The organism is Williamsia sp. z71 (assembly GCF_059553375.1).
Genome location: NZ_JCANWX010000002.1, coordinates 473,911 through 491,440, shown reverse-complemented (window position 1 = coordinate 491,440; position 17,530 = coordinate 473,911). Strand labels below are relative to the sequence as shown.

17 protein-coding genes are annotated in these 17,530 nt (G+C 65.0%); 10 read left to right on the top strand and 7 right to left on the bottom strand.

Annotation, left to right across the window (positions count from 1 at the left end; genetic code table 11):
• The first annotated feature begins 18 nt into the window (after positions 1–18).
• From AC51GR_RS06455 to AC51GR_RS06445, 3 genes are read left to right on the top strand one after another with little or no spacing between them, the layout of a single operon-like run.
• Positions 19–1,695, top strand: coding sequence for an acyl-CoA synthetase (locus AC51GR_RS06455; RefSeq protein ID WP_496323767.1), 1,677 nt, complete (start codon positions 19–21; stop codon positions 1,693–1,695).
• A 42-nt stretch (positions 1,696–1,737) separates the two neighbouring features.
• Entirely contained in the window at positions 1,738–2,154 is a 417-nt protein-coding gene (locus tag AC51GR_RS06450; protein ID WP_496323766.1) for a Zn-ribbon domain-containing OB-fold protein, read from the top strand.
• 36 nt (positions 2,155–2,190) lie between these two features.
• On the top strand, positions 2,191–3,336 hold the full coding sequence (locus AC51GR_RS06445) for a thiolase family protein (protein ID WP_496323765.1): 1,146 nt from the start codon (positions 2,191–2,193) through the stop codon (positions 3,334–3,336).
• Between the two features lie 30 nt (positions 3,337–3,366).
• Here the strand turns inward: AC51GR_RS06445 and AC51GR_RS06440 are convergent, their stop codons facing one another.
• Together AC51GR_RS06440 and AC51GR_RS06435 are read right to left on the bottom strand one after the other, a co-directional pair.
• Positions 3,367–4,641, bottom strand: a complete 1,275-nt coding sequence (locus AC51GR_RS06440; RefSeq protein ID WP_496323764.1) for a cytochrome P450 — start codon at positions 4,639–4,641, stop codon at positions 3,367–3,369.
• A 65-nt stretch (positions 4,642–4,706) separates the two neighbouring features.
• Positions 4,707–5,513: an SDR family oxidoreductase gene (locus tag AC51GR_RS06435; RefSeq protein WP_496323763.1), complete on the bottom strand. Its 807-nt coding sequence runs from the start codon at positions 5,511–5,513 to the stop codon at positions 4,707–4,709.
• A gap of 163 nt (positions 5,514–5,676) precedes the next feature.
• Here AC51GR_RS06435 and AC51GR_RS06430 point away from each other — a divergent pair, with 163 nt between their 5' ends.
• Together AC51GR_RS06430 and AC51GR_RS06425 are read left to right on the top strand one after the other, a co-directional pair.
• The gene (locus AC51GR_RS06430; RefSeq protein ID WP_496323762.1) at positions 5,677–6,909 is read left to right on the top strand and encodes a cytochrome P450; all 1,233 of its coding nucleotides are present in this window, start codon (positions 5,677–5,679) and stop codon (positions 6,907–6,909) included.
• The gene (locus AC51GR_RS06425; protein WP_496323761.1) at positions 6,906–7,097 is read left to right on the top strand and encodes a ferredoxin; all 192 of its coding nucleotides are present in this window, start codon (positions 6,906–6,908) and stop codon (positions 7,095–7,097) included. Before AC51GR_RS06430 ends, AC51GR_RS06425 begins: the two co-directional genes overlap by 4 nt.
• A 6-nt stretch (positions 7,098–7,103) precedes the next feature.
• Here the strand turns inward: AC51GR_RS06425 and AC51GR_RS06420 are convergent, their stop codons facing one another.
• Genes AC51GR_RS06420 through AC51GR_RS06405 form a run of 4 tightly spaced genes read right to left on the bottom strand, consistent with a single transcriptional unit; the run spans position 7,104 to position 10,744 of the window.
• Complete coding sequence (locus AC51GR_RS06420) at positions 7,104–7,901, bottom strand: SDR family NAD(P)-dependent oxidoreductase (RefSeq protein ID WP_496323760.1); 798 nt, start codon at positions 7,899–7,901, stop codon at positions 7,104–7,106.
• A gap of 28 nt (positions 7,902–7,929) precedes the next feature.
• Positions 7,930–8,700: an SDR family oxidoreductase gene (locus tag AC51GR_RS06415; RefSeq protein ID WP_496323759.1), complete on the bottom strand. Its 771-nt coding sequence runs from the start codon at positions 8,698–8,700 to the stop codon at positions 7,930–7,932.
• Between the two features lie 55 nt (positions 8,701–8,755).
• Positions 8,756–9,517, bottom strand: coding sequence for a crotonase/enoyl-CoA hydratase family protein (locus AC51GR_RS06410; RefSeq protein ID WP_496323758.1), 762 nt, complete (start codon positions 9,515–9,517; stop codon positions 8,756–8,758).
• Positions 9,518–9,568: 51 nt separating this feature from the next.
• Complete coding sequence (locus AC51GR_RS06405) at positions 9,569–10,744, bottom strand: thiolase family protein (protein ID WP_496323757.1); 1,176 nt, start codon at positions 10,742–10,744, stop codon at positions 9,569–9,571.
• A gap of 171 nt (positions 10,745–10,915) precedes the next feature.
• On the opposite strand from AC51GR_RS06405, the gene AC51GR_RS06400 reads away from it, so the two are divergent.
• Genes AC51GR_RS06400 through AC51GR_RS06380 form a run of 5 tightly spaced genes read left to right on the top strand, consistent with a single transcriptional unit; the run spans position 10,916 to position 16,432 of the window.
• Positions 10,916–11,734 carry an enoyl-CoA hydratase-related protein gene (locus tag AC51GR_RS06400; RefSeq protein WP_496323756.1) on the top strand — a complete coding sequence of 273 codons (819 nt, stop codon included), beginning with the start codon at positions 10,916–10,918 and terminating at the stop codon, positions 11,732–11,734.
• 25 nt (positions 11,735–11,759) lie between these two features.
• A complete protein-coding gene (locus AC51GR_RS06395; protein WP_496323755.1) occupies positions 11,760–12,563 on the top strand; it encodes an enoyl-CoA hydratase/isomerase family protein in 804 nt (267 codons plus the stop codon).
• On the top strand, positions 12,560–13,345 hold the full coding sequence (locus AC51GR_RS06390) for an enoyl-CoA hydratase/isomerase family protein (protein WP_496323754.1): 786 nt from the start codon (positions 12,560–12,562) through the stop codon (positions 13,343–13,345). The genes AC51GR_RS06395 and AC51GR_RS06390 overlap by 4 nt, the downstream gene beginning before the upstream one ends.
• Entirely contained in the window at positions 13,345–14,850 is a 1,506-nt protein-coding gene (locus AC51GR_RS06385; RefSeq protein ID WP_496323753.1) for a class I adenylate-forming enzyme family protein, read from the top strand. The genes AC51GR_RS06390 and AC51GR_RS06385 overlap by 1 nt, the downstream gene beginning before the upstream one ends.
• Complete coding sequence (locus AC51GR_RS06380; protein ID WP_496323752.1) at positions 14,843–16,432, top strand: class I adenylate-forming enzyme family protein; 1,590 nt, start codon at positions 14,843–14,845, stop codon at positions 16,430–16,432. The genes AC51GR_RS06385 and AC51GR_RS06380 overlap by 8 nt, the downstream gene beginning before the upstream one ends.
• A gap of 3 nt (positions 16,433–16,435) precedes the next feature.
• On the opposite strand, the gene AC51GR_RS06375 is transcribed toward AC51GR_RS06380, so the two are convergent.
• Positions 16,436–17,518, bottom strand: coding sequence for a phosphotransferase family protein (locus tag AC51GR_RS06375; RefSeq protein WP_496323751.1), 1,083 nt, complete (start codon positions 17,516–17,518; stop codon positions 16,436–16,438).
• Between the last annotated feature and the right edge of the window lie 12 nt (positions 17,519–17,530).

Genomic DNA, 17,530 nt, shown 5'->3' with positions numbered 1-17,530 from the left:
CGCCATCGAGGAGCAATAGTGTCCAACACGGAGACCGGAGCCCAGCCGACAACCACAGAGTTCACCGTCGGAGCGGCTGCCGACGTCGTCGCCGCCGCGATCGGTGACCGCGTCTTCATCTCCCAGGGCGACGATCATTACACCCACGCCCAGGTCGCGGATCGCTCCAAACGCCTTGCCTCCTATCTACATTCATGTGGGCTCGGCGCGCATACCGAACGTGATTCGCTCGGCGGCCACGAGACCGGACAGGACCTGCTCGGCATCTACGCCTACAACGGCAACGAATACATCGAGGCGCTGCTCGGCGCCTTCCGGTCCCGGGTCGCGCCGTTCAATGTGAACTACCGGTACGTCAGCGACGAGCTTCGATACCTGCTTTCCGACGCCGGCGCGAGCGCGCTGATCTATCACGCCGCATTTGCACCACAACTCGCCGCGGTGCTGCCCGATCTCCCGCACCTGCGGGTGCTCATCCAGATCGCCGACAGCTCCGGGAACAGCCTGCTGCCCGGCGCGGTGGACTACGAGACCGTCATCGCCGACAGCTCCCCCGAATCACCGCCCGTCGAGCCATCGCCCGATGACCTCTACGTTCTCTACACCGGCGGGACCACCGGTATGCCCAAGGGTGTGCTGTGGCGTCAGCACGACATCTTCGTGGCCGCTTTCGGTGGACGCAATCTCGCCACCGGGGAGCTGGCGCATTCCTATGACGACATCGCCGCCCGTGTGGTCGACAACCCCGGCATCAAGATCGTGGTGTTGCCACCGCTGATGCACGGCGCCGCCCAGTGGGCCGCCATGCAGGCATTGAGTACGGGCCAGTCCCTGGTGTTCCCCACCGTCGTCGACCATCTCGACCCCCATGACATCGTGGCCGCGATCGAACGAGAGAAGGCCGGGGTGGTGATGCTGGTCGGCGACGCCGTGGCGCGGCCCCTGCTCACCGCGCTGGAAGAGACCTCCGCAGACCTGAGCTCCCTGTTCGCCGTGGCGAACGGGGGCGCGATCCTGACCCCGACCATCAAACAACGGCTGATCGACGCCCTCCCCAATGCCATCGTGATCGACGGTGTCGGCTCGTCGGAGACGGGCGCACAGATGACCCACTTGTCCACCGCCGACGCGGTTTCCACGGGCACTTTCAATCCCGGGCCGGACACCTACGTCCTCTCGGAGGATCTCGAGGCAGTCCTCGAGCCCGGACACGACGGCATCGGCTGGCTGGCTCAGCGCGGCCACGTACCGCTGGGCTACAAGGGTGATGAAGTCAAATCCGCCAGATCGTTTCCCACCGTCGCGGGCATCCGCTACTCACTGCCCGGCGACCGCGCGCGACTGCTCTCCGATGGCAACGTTGCCCTGCTCGGCCGAGATTCGGTGACCATCAACTCCGGCGGCGAGAAGGTCTTCGTCGAAGAGGTCGAGATGGCCATCGCCTCCCATCCCGCCGTGAGCGATGTGGTCGTGGCCGGTCGCCCCAGTGAGCGCTGGGGTGAGGAGGTTGTTGCGGTGGTCTCGCTGATCGACGGTGCCACAGCATATTCGGACGAGATCGTCGAGCATGCCGGCAAATCCCTGGCCCGGTACAAGCTGCCCAAGGCCGTCCTGTTCCGGTCCGAGATCCAGCGAAGTCCGGTGGGCAAGGCCGACTATCGGTGGGCCCGCCAACAGGCGGCCACCGGCGACTGACCGTATCCCTTCTTCACACAAACCCCACGAACGGAGTGCTTGATGCAGAAGGCCTTGGCCCCGGAGATCTCCACCTGGCCGAGCACCGATCCCCAGCTCATCGGAAGTCGTTGTGACGACTGCGAGGCCACCGTATTTCCCGAACACAGACTCTGCCCACGCTGCAGCAGCGATCAGGTCTCGACGGCGCTTCTGCCGCGGCGCGGAACCCTGGTGGCGTGGACCACCCAGGGGTTTCTGCCGGGACCTCCCTACGCCGGACGCGAGACCATCAAGACCTTCACACCGTTCGCGGTGGGCCTGGTCCAGCTCGGTGATGTCGTGCGGGTCGAGGGTCGATTGACCGAAAGTAACATCGACAAACTGCATTTCGGGATGAACGTCGAACTGACGATGATCCCGTTCACGGCCGATGACGACGGCAACGAGATCGTGACGTTCGCCTTCCAGGCCATCTGATCACCGCGCTCACCGACCCACAGAAGAGGTCTTGACATGACAGAGGTCGCGATCATCGGGGTCGGACTGCATCCGTTCGGCCGGTTCGAGGGCAAGTCCGCCATGGAGATGGGCGTCGACGCCGTCCGCTACGCACTCAAAGACGCCGGCCTGGAATGGAAAGACATCCAATTCGGTGTCGGCGGCAGCTGGACCGTCGCCAATCCCGACAACATCGTCGGGATGCTGGGGCTCACCGGCATACCTTTCACCAACGTGTTCAACGCCTGCGCCACCGGCGCGAGCGCAACCCAGTTGTGCGCCGACACCATCCGGGTCGGCCGCCATGACATCGGGATCGCGATCGGCCTCGACAAACATCCGCGCGGTGCGTTCACCGAAGACCCGACATTGGTGGGTATGCCGAGGTGGTACGCCGAGAACGGGCAGTACCTGACCACCCAGTTCTTCGGCATGAAGGCCAATCGCTATCTCCACGATCACAACATCTCGCAGCAGACGCTGGCGAGAGTCGCGGCCAAGAACTACCGCAACGGTGCCCTGAATCCAAACGCCTTCCGCCGCAAGCCGATCTCCGAAGAAGAGATCCTGGGTTCCCCGATGCTCAACTATCCGTTGACGCACTACATGTTCTGCGCACCCGACGAAGGTGCCGCCGCGGTGATCATGTGCAACGCCGACCTCGCCCATCGCTTCAAGACCAAGCCGGTCTTCGTCAGGGCCGTCGAACTGCGGACCCGCAGCTACGGTGCCTACGAGGTCAACACCACCTATGGGCCCGTCGACGAGGATGTGGCGCCGACCGTCTACGCATCACGAGCGGCGTTCGAAGCGGCCGGTGTCTCCCCCGAAGACGTCGACGTGATCCAGCTGCAGGACACCGATGCCGGAGCCGAGCTCATCCACATGGCCGAGGCGGGCTTCTGCGCCCACGGAGACCAGGAGAAGTTGCTCGCCGAGGGGCTGACCGAGATCAGCGGTTCGATGCCGGTCAACACCGACGGCGGGCTCATCGCCAACGGTGAGCCGATCGGGGCATCGGGCATCCGCCAGATCCACGAGCTGGTCCGCCAACTCCGCGGCGAGGCCGGCGACCGCCAGGTCGGCGGAAATCCGACGGTGGGTTTCGCCCAGCTCTACGGGGCCCCCGGCACCGCAGGCGCCACCATTCTGACCACCTAGCCTCCCACCCTCGTCTGGGGTGGGGTGGCGCTAGGCGAGGCTGACGCTCATCCGTTTGACGCCGTGGACGAAGGTGCTCTGGAGGTACTCCGGTTCCCCGAGGGTCACCTCCGGAACCCGGGTCAGCAGCTCGTAGAAGAGGTGGCGGAGTTCCATTTTCGCGAGTTGGGCTCCCAGGCAGTAGTGTGCTCCTCCACCGCCGAAGCCGACGTGGGGATTGGGGTCGCGGGTGATGTCGAACTCGTGTGGACGGTCGAAGACTGATTCGTCGCGGTTACCCGAGCAGTAGAACAGGCCCAACTTTTCACCGGCCGCGATCTGTGTGCCGCCCAGCTCGGTGTCGACCAGGGCGTGCCGCGCAAACGAGACGACCGGTGTCGACCAGCGGACGAACTCGTCGACGGCGGTGTTGATCCGACCGTCGAAATCTTCTAGCAGCCAGGCCTTTTGGTCCGGGTTTTCGGTCAGCGCCTTGAACACGTGGGTTGTTGTCTGTTTGGTGGTGTCGTTGCCCGCCGAACCGAGCAGCACCATGAACGAACCGATGTCGGTGTCCGAGACCCGGTGACCGTCGACCTCGGCGTTGATGATGTTGGTCATCAGGTCCTCACGAGGATCGATGCGTCGGCGCGCAGCGAGTTCGACGCCGGCATTTTGGAGGATCCCGAGTTGACCCATCACATGCATCGCCCGTTCCTCGAGGGACGCGTACTCGTCATCGCTTCCGCCGAACAGGCTTTCGGCGGCGTACGCGACGGCTTCCTGATTCTCCGGCTCGATACCGATCATGTCGGAGATCGTCTTCATCGGAAGCTTCGTCGAGCACGACGAGACGAAGTCGAACTCGTCGCCGGAACGCAGCTGCGTCAGGAACTCGTCCACCACCACCCGGGCATTGGTCCGGATCTGATCCTCGATCCGCTTGACCTGTCGCGGCGTGAAGGCCGAACTGATCAGCTTTCGGTGCCGCGTGTGATCCGGTGGATCCATCGCCAGGAAATAGGTTGTCATGCGCTGGATCTCGGCCGGCATCGGATCCAGCGACACCCCCAGACTGGAACCGAAGACGGCGTTGTTCTGGCTGACCTCTCGGATGTCCGAGTGCCGGGTCAGCGCCCAGTAACCGGTCTCCTCGTGTGGAAAGACCGCTGACACGGGGGCATGCCAGCTCAGTCCCTCCTCGGCGCGGAGCTGCGCAAACGCGTCGTCACGGGTACGGAAGTTCCCGGCTTTCCAGAAGTTCTCGGCCGAGATGTCGAGCGAATGATATGGATGTGGCGAAACCGGCGCACTGTCGATCGTCATCGAAACCCCTGGATTGTGTTGGTTGGCTGAAACTTTGAAGAGTCCCGGCAGGCGCTGACGGCCGGCTACAGCACGATCGACGGCCCGGCCATCATCGATGAGACGAACCCGCCGTCGACGTGGATGTCCTGTCCCACGATCCAGCCGGCTGCGGGCGAGCCGACGAAGTCGATGACCGGGACTATGTCGCCGACGTCGGCATGCCTGCCCACGGTGGCCTTCACCGTATCGAGCACGTCCTTGCCCATCGACGCCTCGAAGTCGATCAGGATCGGGGTCTCGGTCGGCCCCGGACTGACGGTGTTGATCCGCACCCCGTATTTCGACAGCGCCGGGCCCGCAATCCGTTTCGCGAACAGGATCGCGGCCTGTTTGGAGGTGCTGTACACCGGATAGTCCGGATCCTGGGTGGCCTGCCAGGCCACGACCGCCGCGGGCTCGGTCGCATCGAGTAGTCCGGCGAGGTCGGCTGCGCGCTGCTCCCAACCCAGCGCCGCCACCGATGCCACCACCACCGCGCCGCCGGTGTTCAGCAGTGGCAGCATCCCGGTGGTCATCAAACGCATCCCGAGATAGTTGACCAGCAACACGTCGTCGGCGGGAGCCGTCCCGGGTACGCCGGCCACGTGCGCCAGCAGATCCCAACCGGAACCGATGTCGTCGAGTAACGCGGCGATCGCCGCCGGATCACGCAGATCGACCTGAAGATGTTCTGACGCCGGCGTCGCGTTGGGCTTGAGGTCCACGGCGAGAACGTGATCCCCTCGTGAGTGGAAGTGGGCGGCGGTGGCCGCGCCGATCCCCGATCCGGCTCCCACAACCACCACCCTGCGCTGTTCTCCACCGCTCATGTCGCCCACAACCCCCGTCATCGTACGATTGACTGTAAGGGCAACAGTAAACTCATTGGTCGAGCCGGGCAATACGCGCAGGCTTCTTGGCTCGCACGCGAAACAGATATAGTATGGCTTACGGTATAAGGCAACAGTGGGCCGTCGCGGCGAGCATGTGGTGCGGCACAGCGGTGGAGGAAGTATGACCAAGTTCGAAGCCGGGCGAACCACGTTCGGGGCGAAACTCGAATTCGATCCGTTCTCGCAGGAGTTCTTCGACGGTGCATATGAGACGTACCGGCGGATGCGTGAAGAAGCACCGGTCTACTACAGCGAAGAATACGACTTCTACGCGCTCAGCAGGCATGCCGATGTGGCACACGGCCTCACCGATTTCGCCACCTACTCATCAGCACGCGGGGTGGACCTCGCGCAGGTCCGCGTCGGCGGCGCCGAGAAGTTCAAGTCGATCATCGTGATGGATCCCCCGGATCACCGCCATATGCGCGGACTGCTCAGCAAGGTGTTCACGCCCCGGGCGATCAACGCACTGGCACCGATGGTCACCGAACAGGTCGATCGCTTCCTCGGCGAGGTCGATCCCAATGAATTCGATCTCGTTCAGGACTTCTCGGTGTATTTCCCGGTGGAGGTCATCACCCGGATGCTCGGTGTGCCTGCCGATCGCCGGCAACAGATCCGGCTGTGGGTCGACGAGATGCTCCATCGCAATCCCGGCCAGGTCGAGATGTCGGAGGCCGGCCTGCAGTGCGCCATCGACACGGCGATGCTCTACTACGGGCTCGCCCAGGAGCGCCGCGCCGAACCCCGCGACGACATGCTCACCAAGCTCGTCAACGCCGAGATCGAGCGGGAAGACGGCAGCGTGACCGGCCTCGACAACATCGAAATCGCCAGCTTCACAACATTGTTGGGCGGTGCCGGTGCCGAGACCGTCGCCAAGCTCATCGGCAACGTGGGCGTACTCTTCGCCCAGCATCCAGAGCAGTGGGAGATGCTGCGGCAAGATCGCAGCAAGATCCCGGCGGCGATCGAAGAGCTGCTGCGCTATGAGGCCCCAGCACAGTACAACGTGCGGTACTCCCTCAAAGAGGTGGAACTGCACGGTGTGACCATCCCGGCGGGCAAGCCGGTGTTCCTGCTCGGCGGCTCGGCGAATCGCGATCCCGAGGCCTTCACCGACCCCGACACCTTCGACATCGACCGCGACCGCAGCGAGGCGCAAAACCTCGCCTTCGGCTACGGCATCCACAGCTGCCTCGGTGCCGCGCTCGCCCGGATGGAGAGCACCATCGCGATCGATCGCCTGCTCGATTTCATGCCGAAGTTCACGGTCGACGCCGATCGCTGCAAGCGGGTGACCATGCAGAACGTGGCCGGATGGAGCAACGTACCCGTCCGGGTGATCCGATGAGGGTGCAGGTCGACTTCGGGCTCTGCGAGAGCAACGGCTTCTGCATGGCCGTGCTCCCGGAGGTGTTCGAACTTGGTGATGACGACATGCTCACCGTCCTCGACCCCGAGGTCACGCCCGAGAAACTGGCGCTGGTCAAAGAAGCTGTGCGCCGATGTCCTCGTCAGGCCATCACGATCGTCGATTGACGCCGGTCAGGTGAAATCGGTGCCACCGTCGACATTCACGTTGGCCCCGGTCATGTAGGAATTCGCGCGCGAGGCCAAAAAGGTTGCAACCCGGGCGATCTCCTCGGGAAGTCCGGCCCGGGGCAGATGCGCCGGATGCCCGAAGTGTGTGTCGATCGCCGCCATCAGCTGATAGGGGTCGTCGCTGTCGACGCCCACCGATTTCGCCCACGCGATCAGTGAATCCGACGCCACGCTGCCGGGCGAGATCACGTTGACCATGATCTCGTCCGGTGCCAGGTACAGCGACAGATTCTTGGAGATACTGGTGACCATCGCTTTGGCCGCCGTATAGGCGGGCAACCGGACACTCTGCCGCTGGGTCGAACCGGCCGAGAAGTTCACCACCCGCGCCCAGTCGGCTTGTCGCAGAAGCGGGAGCGCCGCCCGGACGGTGTGGACCACCCCCATCACCCCGTCATCGAAACCGGCTTGCCACTGCTCGTCAGTCAGTGTCTCGAAGTCGCCCTGGACGTTCGGGCCCGCAGCGTTGACCAATACGTTGAGTCGGCCATCCCACCGCTGCCCCAGCTCGACGAAGACCTCGATCACTCTCGCCTGATCGCGGACATCTGCGACCACGCCGACCGCATCCGGGCTACCTGATGCGATGAGCTCGGCGACGGCGCGCTCGAGGTCGGAAGGCGTCCGGGCCAGGACGGCCACCCGCGCACCCTCTTCGGCAAGGCAGCAGGCGACGGCCAGGCCCATGCCCCGGCCTCCGCCCGCCACCACTGCGGTGGCACCGCCCAATCCCAGATCCATGATTCTCGATCCCGGTGCTGTGGCGTGCCTACTTCGGCCCGAATCGCTGGGCGCCGTCGATGCGGACGACCTCGCCGTTGATGTAGGTGTTCTCCAACAGATAGTGCGCCAGCCCAGCGAACTCGTCGGGTTGGCCCAGCCGCTTCGGGAAGGGCACCGACGCGGCGAACTTCGCCAGCCCTTCTTCACCTAGCAATTCCATCAGCGGGGTCCGCATGGTCCCGGGGGCGATGCTGTTCACCCGAATACCCACGGCGCTGAGGTCTCGGGCGGCGGTCAGCGTCAACGAGATCACGCCGCCTTTTGCTGCGGCATAGGCGGATTGACCGATCTGGCCCTCATACCCGGCGATCGAACTGGTCATCACGATCGCGCCACGGGCACCGTCGGCCTTGGGCTCCCGGGTGGCGATGTTGGCCGCCGCCAGCCGCAGCACGTTGTAGGTGCCGGTCAGGTACAGCGCGATCGTATCGGTGAAACCCTTTTTGGTGTGCGGGGTGCCGTCGCGGTTGACCACCTTTTCCAGGACCCCGAAGCCGCCGTGCGCGATGACCACGGACCGGAAGTCACCCAGCTCTTCGGCTTTGGCGATGGCGACGAGCACCGCGTCGTCGTCGAGCACATCGGTGCGGACGTAGGCGACCTTGTTGCCCAGTTCCTCTGCCAAAGCCAGCGCCTTGTCGTCGGCCAGATCGGCGATGACAACGGCGGCACCCTCGCTGTGGAGTTTGCGGACGGTGGCCGCGCCGAGGCCTCCCGCGCCTCCGGTGACAAGTACTGACTGACCTTCAAATGACACGGTTGTCTCCTAGAAGTGAGCTGTTGCATCGTCCTTGCTGACGCAGGTGGGATGACTATTCGCCGGTCCAGTTGGGCTTGCGCTTCTCCGCGAAGGCGACCGCGCCTTCCTGTGCGTCTTTGGACCCGAAGATGGGAATGATCAGCTCCATCTGCTTGTCCCACATCTCTTGTTCGCTCCAACCGCGCGACTTGACGATGATCTCCTTGGTGGTCGCAACCGCGAGCGGTCCGTTGGCGGTGATCTTCTCGGCGAGTTCCAGTGCTTTGTCCAGTGCCTCACCCGGTTCGGCGACGACGTTCACGAACCCGTAGCCGGCGGCTTCCTCGGCGGTGAAGCTGTCGCCGGTCAGCGCCAGTTCCAGGGCTTTCTGGTAGGGGATGCGATCAGGCAGCCGCAGTAGTCCGCCGCCGGCCGCCACCAGACCCCGCTTGACCTCCGGGATACCGAACTTTGCCGTCTTCGATGCCACCACCAGGTCTGTGGCCAACACGAGTTCGGTTCCACCCGCCAGGGCGTAACCCTCCACGGCCGCGATGATCGGCTTGGCAGGTGGCTTCTCGGTGAAACCCATCCCCCGACCCTTGATCGACACCATTTCCCCGGCGGCAAAAGCCTTCAGATCCATACCCGCGCAGAAGTTTCCACCTGCTCCGGTCAGCACCGCAACAGACAGTTCCGGACTGCTGTCGAGCTCGTCGACCGCATCGGCCAGCCCCTGACTGACAGCCAGGTTCACCGCATTTCGTGCGTCCGGACGGTTGATGGTGATGACCAGCGCACGCCCACGGCGCTCGACAAGGACCTCGTCTGACATGCCTTACTCCCCCTCATTGAATATGTGTATTTCAGAGCGCGATAGAAGAACTCAGACCTCGATGACAACGGCGCCGCCCTGTCCACCGCCGGCGCACATGGCCGCGACCCCGATGCCGCCGCCCCGACGCCGGAGTTCGTAGAGCAGCGTGGTCACCATTCGTGCGCCGGACGCGGCGATGGGATGGCCCAGGCTCGCGCCGCTTCCGGAGAAGTTGACCCGTTCCTCATCGAGCCCGTACTCGCGCACCGCTGCGATCGGCACCGAGCAGAACGCCTCGTTGATCTCCCACAGGTCGACGTCCCCGGCCGACAAACCCGCGCGATCGAGCACCTTCCCGATCACCGCGACCGCACCCAGTCCGGTATCGCGCGGTGCGACCGCTGAAGCAGCCCAGGCCTTTACGGAGCCGAGGACGTCCAGACGCTCTGCGCGCGCATGGTCCTCGTCCACGACGACCACGGCGGCCGCGGCGTCGTTGACACCGCTGCTGTTGCCCGCGGTGATCGAGAAACCCTCGATCTCGGGATGGAGGACGGGCAGCGCCGCCAACCGCTCCAGACTGCTGTTGCGCCGGGGATGTTCATCGACGCTGAAGTCGACAACGCTGCCGTCCGGGAGTTCGATCTTCAGGGGGAAGATCTCGTCGACAAACTTTCCGGCGTCGATCGCGGCGATCGCACGCTGATGCGAGCGCAGTGCCCAGGCATCCATTTCCGCTCGGCTGATGCCAACCGACTTCGCGGTGTTCCAGCCGACCGTGATCGACATGTCGAGAGTCGGTGCGTCCGGCGTTTCCGGGTGACTCGGGGGCATCCAGCCCTCCTTGAACGCCGGCTCCGGACCGGGGATCCGCCACTTCATCGCCGGACCCGTCGACAGCGACTGCACGCCTCCGGCGACCACCACGCGCTCCATCCCGAAGCCGACCTGCGCCGATGCATTGCCGATGGCGGTGAGACTGCCTGCGCAGTGCCGGTTCACCGCTTGCCCGGGCACGGATTCCATGCCGGCGGCGACCGCGGCGTATCGCGCCAGGTCACCACCGCCGTAGTGGGACTCGGCAAAGATCACGTCGTCGACCGCTGCGGGGTCGATACCCGCGCGGCGAACCACCTCGGGCAGGACGGCGGTGGCGAGTGTCTCGGCAGGTGTGTTGACGAGGGAACCTTTGAACGATCGGCCGATCGCTGTCCTGGCTGCACCAACGATGACGGGTCTGGGCATTTTCCAACCTCGGGCTCTCGGGCCGCGTCCCCGCACACGGGCGCAGCGTGATGTTCACAAGCGGCGAGACCAAATCGTAGCATCTACCGTAGGTGTAACAGTATGCTTATTCGGAACCCCGGACCGACGGCTTCTGTCGGGGCGGCACAGCAGAGAGGTGCGGACTACACCATGGGCGACGTGAACCCGCCGGATCCGGCCGCCGGCGAACTGGCGGTCTCTGCAGAAGGCGGCGTCCTGCGCATCGTGATCGACCGTCCCTCCCGGCGAAATGCCATGACGCACGCCATGATCGGCACATTTGTCGATACGTTGACCGATGCCGCGACCGATGACTCACTGCGTGTTGTCCACATCCGTGGTGCCGGCGGCGATTTCTGTGCCGGATCGGACTGGGTGGCGACGAACAAGACCGAACAGCGTCCCCGCGCAGGTAATCTCATCCGACGGATACCGCATACCGCGCACCGGGTGATCGAATTGGTCACCACCATGCACCTTCCCGTGGTCTGCAGCGTTCGGGGCTGGGCGACCGGCCTGGGCTGCAGCCTGGCACTGGCCGCCGACTTCACCGTGGCCGACGAACACGCCGTCTTCTGGGAACCGTTCATGGCCAGGGGCTTCACGCCCGACTCCGGTGCCACCTGGCTGCTACCGCGGCTGATCGGCATCGCCCGGGCCAAGGAAATGCTCCTGCTCGGGGAAAAGGTGTCCGGAGCCCAGGCGCAGGAATGGGGCATGATCCATCGGGCCGTCGGCGCCACCGAGATCGACAAGATCTCCGCCGATCTGGTCGACCGCCTCGCCGGCGGACCCACCATCGCGATCGGCCTGGCCAAGGCGTCGATCAATGTCGGCCAGGGCGCATCGCTCACCGAAACGATGAACCACGAACTCTCGGCCCTGGAACTGGCTTGCAGAACAAGCGATTTCAAAGAAGGACTGTCGGCATTCACAGAGCGACGGACCCCGAAGTTCGATGGTCGATGACCATGTCCCCACCGAAGGGAGTCCGATGTCGTTCGACTGCATCAAATACGAGGTCGACGGTCACACGGCCACTGTGACCCTGAACCGCCCAGAAGCGCTCAACGCGCTCAGTCCCCACATGATCACCGAGTTGCGCGCGGCCTACGACGAGGCCGAGAACGACGACAACGTGTGGCTGATCATCGTCACGGCGACCGGCCGGGCATTCTGCACCGGAGCCGACGTCAAGGAGATCCCCGGAGACGGCAAGGTCATCAATGAACGTCCCTACCTGTCGACCTACGAACAGTGGGAAGCACCGCAGGAGGGCACTCCACCGTTTCGCACCATGGCCAAGCCGATAGTGGTCGCGGTCAACGGATTATGTTGTGGCGCCGGGCTCGACTGGGTCACCACCGGCGACATCGTGATCGCCTCCGATCAGGCGACCTTCTTCGACCCACACGTCAGTATCGGCCTCGTCGCCGGCCGTGAAACGGTCCGCCTGGTCCGGGTGCTGCCCAGATCGGTCGCCCTGAGGATGGCTCTGATGGGCAAACACGAGCGGATGAGTGCGCAGCGGGCCTACGAACTCGGGATGATCAGTGAGGTCGTCGACCACGACCGGCTCCTCGAACGGGCTCATGAGATCGCCGCAGTGGTGAACTCGAATGCGCCGCTGGCGGTTCGGGGTACCCGACTGGCGATCATCAAGGGTCTCGATCTGCCACTCCACGAGGCCGAGATGCTGGCCGAATCGTTCCGCGAACGGGTCACCAGAACCGAGGATGCACTGGAGGGGCCACGCGCCTTCACCGAAAAGCGCGCGCCCGACTGGCAGTGCCGATGAGCGGGTCATTCGGCACCCTTTTGTTCGAGGTCGACCCGACCGACCGGGTTGCCACCATCACCCTCGACCGGCCCGACCAACTCAACACGTTCAACCGGACGATGTGCCACGAGATGGCCGAGATCTGGCAGCGGATCAAAGCCGACGACCGGGTCAACGCGGTGGTCCTGAGATCGGCCGGGACCCGCGCGTTCAGTGCCGGCCTCGACGTGAAATCGGGGTACGACCAACCCGACATCGTCTGGAATCACGAAGACCCCGGTGAGTTGCTCAGCCCGAAATGGCAGAAGGTGTGGAAGCCGGTGGTCTGTGCGGTCCAGGGCATGTGCACCGCCGGGGCCCTGTACTTCGTGAACGAGGCCGACGTCGTCATCTGCTCCTCCGATGCCACTTTCTTCGACTCGCACGTCTCGGTCGGACTGGTGTCGGCTCTCGAACCCATCGGCCTGATGCGGCGGGTCGGCCTGGCCGACACCCTGCGGATGGCGCTGATGGGCAACGACGAACGGGTCAGCGCGCAGACGGCCCTGGACATCCGGTTGGTCACCGAAGTGGTCCCGGCAGAGGAACTCTGGAGCCGAGCCCACACAATCGCCAGATCCATCGCGGCCAAACCACCCACCGCGACCCAGGGCACGGTGAAAGCCGTCTGGGAATCGCTCGACAAACCGTATCGAGCGGCCATGGACCAGGGCCTGATCTATACCCGGCTGGGCAATCCGATCGGTAAAGAAGAACTCGCCGCCAGACCACTGACCAAGCAGACACCGAGGATCCGCTGATGACCGAACCGACCGGCGTCGTGGCGCGGCACCCATTGGGCCGGCGGATCACCGATGTCCTTGCCCTGGCGCCCGATGCCCGTGCGATCGAACACGACGGCACGTGGTCGACGTGGGGTGACCTCAACACACTCGCCGAACGGGTCGGCGCCCTGGTCCATCGCTCGGGCGCCGCCGGCCGGGTCGGGATCCTCCTTCGCAATCAACCGGCACACGTGGCCACGCTCCTGGGCGTATTGATGGCCGGGGGCAGTGTGGTCGTCATCAATCCATCCCGCGGGGACGACCGCACGCGGGCCGAGACCACTGCCTTGGACCTGCCGCTGATCATCGGGACCGCCGACGACATCACCACACTGGTTGCACTGACGCCGGATTCGACCGTCGCGACCATCTCCGACCTCACGAGCCCACCGGTGTTGCGCGAGGCCGGTCGGATCAGCACCTCAGCGCCCGGGGACGCCGGCGATGTTGCCGTGCACATGTTGACCAGCGGCACCACCGGTCCACCGAAGCGGGTGGACATCACCTATGACATGTTGGCGCGCAGTGTGATGGGTGCCGACCCGACCTGGTCGTCGTCGCCCACCGAGCTGCGCAACGGGGTGGCCATCGTCAATGCGCCGCTGGTGCACATCGGCGGTATCTACCGCGTACTCCGATGCGTCAGCGAGGGACGGTCCTTCGTCCTGCTGCCCCGCTTTGATCTCGACCGCTGGTCCGAAGCCGTTCGCACCCACCGGCCGCGCGCGGTTTCCCTCGTCCCCACCGCCTTGCGGATGGTCCTGCATTCCGACCTGACCCGTGATGACCTGTGCAGCATTCGGGCGGTCACCTCGGGTACCGCGCCGCTGTCGGTCGAGGACGCCGAGGCATTCACCGACAAATTCGGTATCCCGGTCCTGACCTCTTACGCAGCAACCGAATTCGGTGGCGGAGTGGCCGGCTGGACACTGCCCGACCACCAGCGGTACTGGGAGAACAAACGAGGCAGCGTGGGGCGAGCGTCCGGGGGCGCACAACTGCGGGTGGTCGATGGCAACGGGATCCCACTCGGCCCCGACGAATCCGGGGTACTCGAGGTCAAACCGGGGCAGATGGGCGCCTGCGCACCCTGGCTTCGTACCACCGACCTCGGTCGCATCGACGCGGACGGTTTTGTGTGGATCCTGGGCCGGGCCGATCAGGCGATCATCCGCGGCGGATTCAAGGTGATGCCCGACGATGTGAGGCCGGCGCTCGAGCGTCATCCCGCGATCGCCGGCGCCGCCGTGGTCGGACGCGAAGACCCGCGCCTGGGCCAGGTCCCGGTCGCCATGGTCGAACTGCGTCCGGGCGAATCTGTCGACGCCAACGCCTTGGCCGGGTATCTCCAGAAAATCCTGGCCCGCTACGAGATCCCCGCCGAGATCACCATCGTCCGCGAGATACCCCGAACCCCCTCTGGCAAAGCCGATCTCGGGGCCGTCCGCCGCCACTTCGACGTCGGCGGTGCACATGCCTGACCACCATGGCACCGCATCGACCATCGAGCAGGCGGTGAAATCCGGTGCCGCCCAGCACCCCGACAAACCGGCGGTCATCGATCCCGAGGTCCGGATCACCTACCGCGAACTCGACGCAACGACCCGGGAGTTGGCCGCCGGCTTCATCGAGGCCGGGGTGGGAAAGGGTTCTCGCGTCGGGCTGATCATGCCCAACAGTGCCCGCTGGGTGCAGATCGCGCTCTCGCTCACCCGGATCGGAGCAGTGCTGGTCCCGTTGAGCACCCTGCTGTCATCGCGAGAACTGCTGGCGCAGTGCGATATCGCATCGGTCGAGTACCTGATCAGCGTGCGCGGGTTCCGCGGACATCGGTATATCGACGATCTACAGGCGTCACTGGACTCCGGCGATCTCACCGATCAGGTGCTCTACCACCCCGCACTCCCCTCGCTTCGTCGGGTCTGGTCCGACGACGGACCACCCCGGGCAACGGCGGTGTCGGCGATGCAGCAGATGGTCGACGCGGTTTCCGGTTCCGTGCATCCCGACGATCCGCTGATGATCATCTTCACCTCCGGGAGCAGCGGAATCCCCAAGGGCGTTCTGCATTCCCACGGCGGCGCGCTCGGTGCGGTGGCGTCCGGACTCGCCGCTCGCTGCATCACCGCCGACACCCGCCTGTACGTTCCGATGCCGTTCTTCTGGGTCGGCGGAGTCGGGAGCGGTGTCCTGACGACACTGCTAGCCGGTGCAACGCTGGTGACCGAGCAGATCCCCCGGCCCCGGGCCACGCTGCGCCTGCTCGAACGTGAACGGGTCACCCTGTTCCGTGGGTGGCCCGATCAGGCCGAGGCACTCGCGCGTCATCAGCAGACCGTCGGGGCCGACCTGTCCTCGCTCGTCGTCGGCAGTCTGGATGCCCTGCTACCGGCCGGCCAACGGGCCGCGCCCGGCGCCCGCGCCCGTCTGTTCGGCATGACGGAGACCTTCGGTCCCTACTGCGGATACCCGGCGGACACCGACCTGCCCCGATCAGCGTGGGGTAGCTGCGGAAAACCGTTCGCCGGCATGGACATTCGGATCATGTCCGAGGCCGGCCCGGTACCAACCGGATCGCCCGGAGAAATCCAGGTCCGCGGTCCACATGTCCTGCGCGGGATCTGCCGACGTGGCCGCGACGACATCTTCACTCCCGACGGCTTCTACCCCACCGGCGACCTCGGCCACCTCGACGACGACGGATTCCTGTTCTACCACGGCCGATCCGACGACATGTTCAAGGTCAGCGGCGCCTCGGTCTATCCCGGCGAGGTCGAGAAGGCCCTCCGCGGAATCGAGGGCGTCCAGGCGGCGTACGTGACCGATGTGCCGGTCGACGGTACACAGCAGGTCGGCGCCGCGGTCGTCTGCGACACCGCCACCATCACGGTCGAAAACTTGCGGGCCGCCGCGGCCGCCGCACTGAGTTCGTTCAAGGTACCCACCGTCTGGCTCCTGGTCGATTCCGACGACGACATCCCCCGCGGGGGCACCGGCAAGGTCCCGGCGCCGCAGCTCCGTGAACTGCTGGCCACCGCCGCCGGGTCACCGAACCCCGGGTAGGGTTCAGGCCGTCGCCGCGACGAGTTCCAGACTGCCCAGGTCGCGGATCGCCTGGCACCCCCGCTGCAGCATCACCTCGAACAGCCGTTCTCCGCGGTCGGTGCCGGTCGCGAACGCGCACCCCAGTGAGGTGATCAGCAAGGTCTGCAACATGCCGAACCGGTAATCACGCCAACAGGTTTCGAATGAGTACTCGGCAATACCGAAGTCGAGCAGAGCCCGGTGATAGGTCTCAACGACCTTCTCTTCGATCACGGCCCGCAGGTCTGACTCCACGCTGGTTCCGACAAAATATGCCAGATCGCGGGCCGGTAAGCCCACACCGAGTGTCTGCCAGTCGACCACGGTCAGTTTGCCGCCCGAACCGAACAGCATGTTGTCCAGCCGGAAGTCGCCGTGCATGAGAGCAAAACGCTCCGGCGAATCGCTCAGCCACGGCGTGACCAGGTCCATTGCGACGGTGAGGGTCTCGCGGTCGCCCGATGACAAGCGGTCGCCGAGTTTATCGATGGTCATCGCGGCACTCAGTTTTGCCACGTCACTCAGCCCCGAGATCGCCGATGCCTCCTTCGTTGCGAAGGCCAGTCCGGCGAAGTCGTGCCAGGCCGGATCACACCAGGTCGGTCCATGGAGTCCGGCGAGCGCCCGCGCGACCGACAAGGCCTGTTCCTGCCCACAACCACCGATTTGATCACCTTGTACGGCGTCCGCCTCATCACCGAGCAGGAGGGCGAAGTTCTTTCCGCCGTCGGCGATGTCGTTGTGGTAGCACTGCGGGATCGGAATCCTGACCAGTTCTGCCACCGTCTCGTAGAACGCACATTCGCTGACGTACCCCAGCACCAGACCGTCGCGCACGCCATCGTCCTGAGCCGGAAGTTTCAGCACGAAGCTGTCAGGCAGGTTGCTTCGGCCGGAGCCGTACGTCGCGTTGATGCGGTACGTCGCGGCGGTCTGTCCGGTGCCGATCGGACTGACCGTCACCTCGTCCACCGTCACCGGCGCACGTCCGGCACTCAATACTCCCGACAGCCAGGTGTTGGTGACGTCGGAAGGGAACCGCGGGATCGACAGCGTCGCGCTCATGGGCGTTTTCCT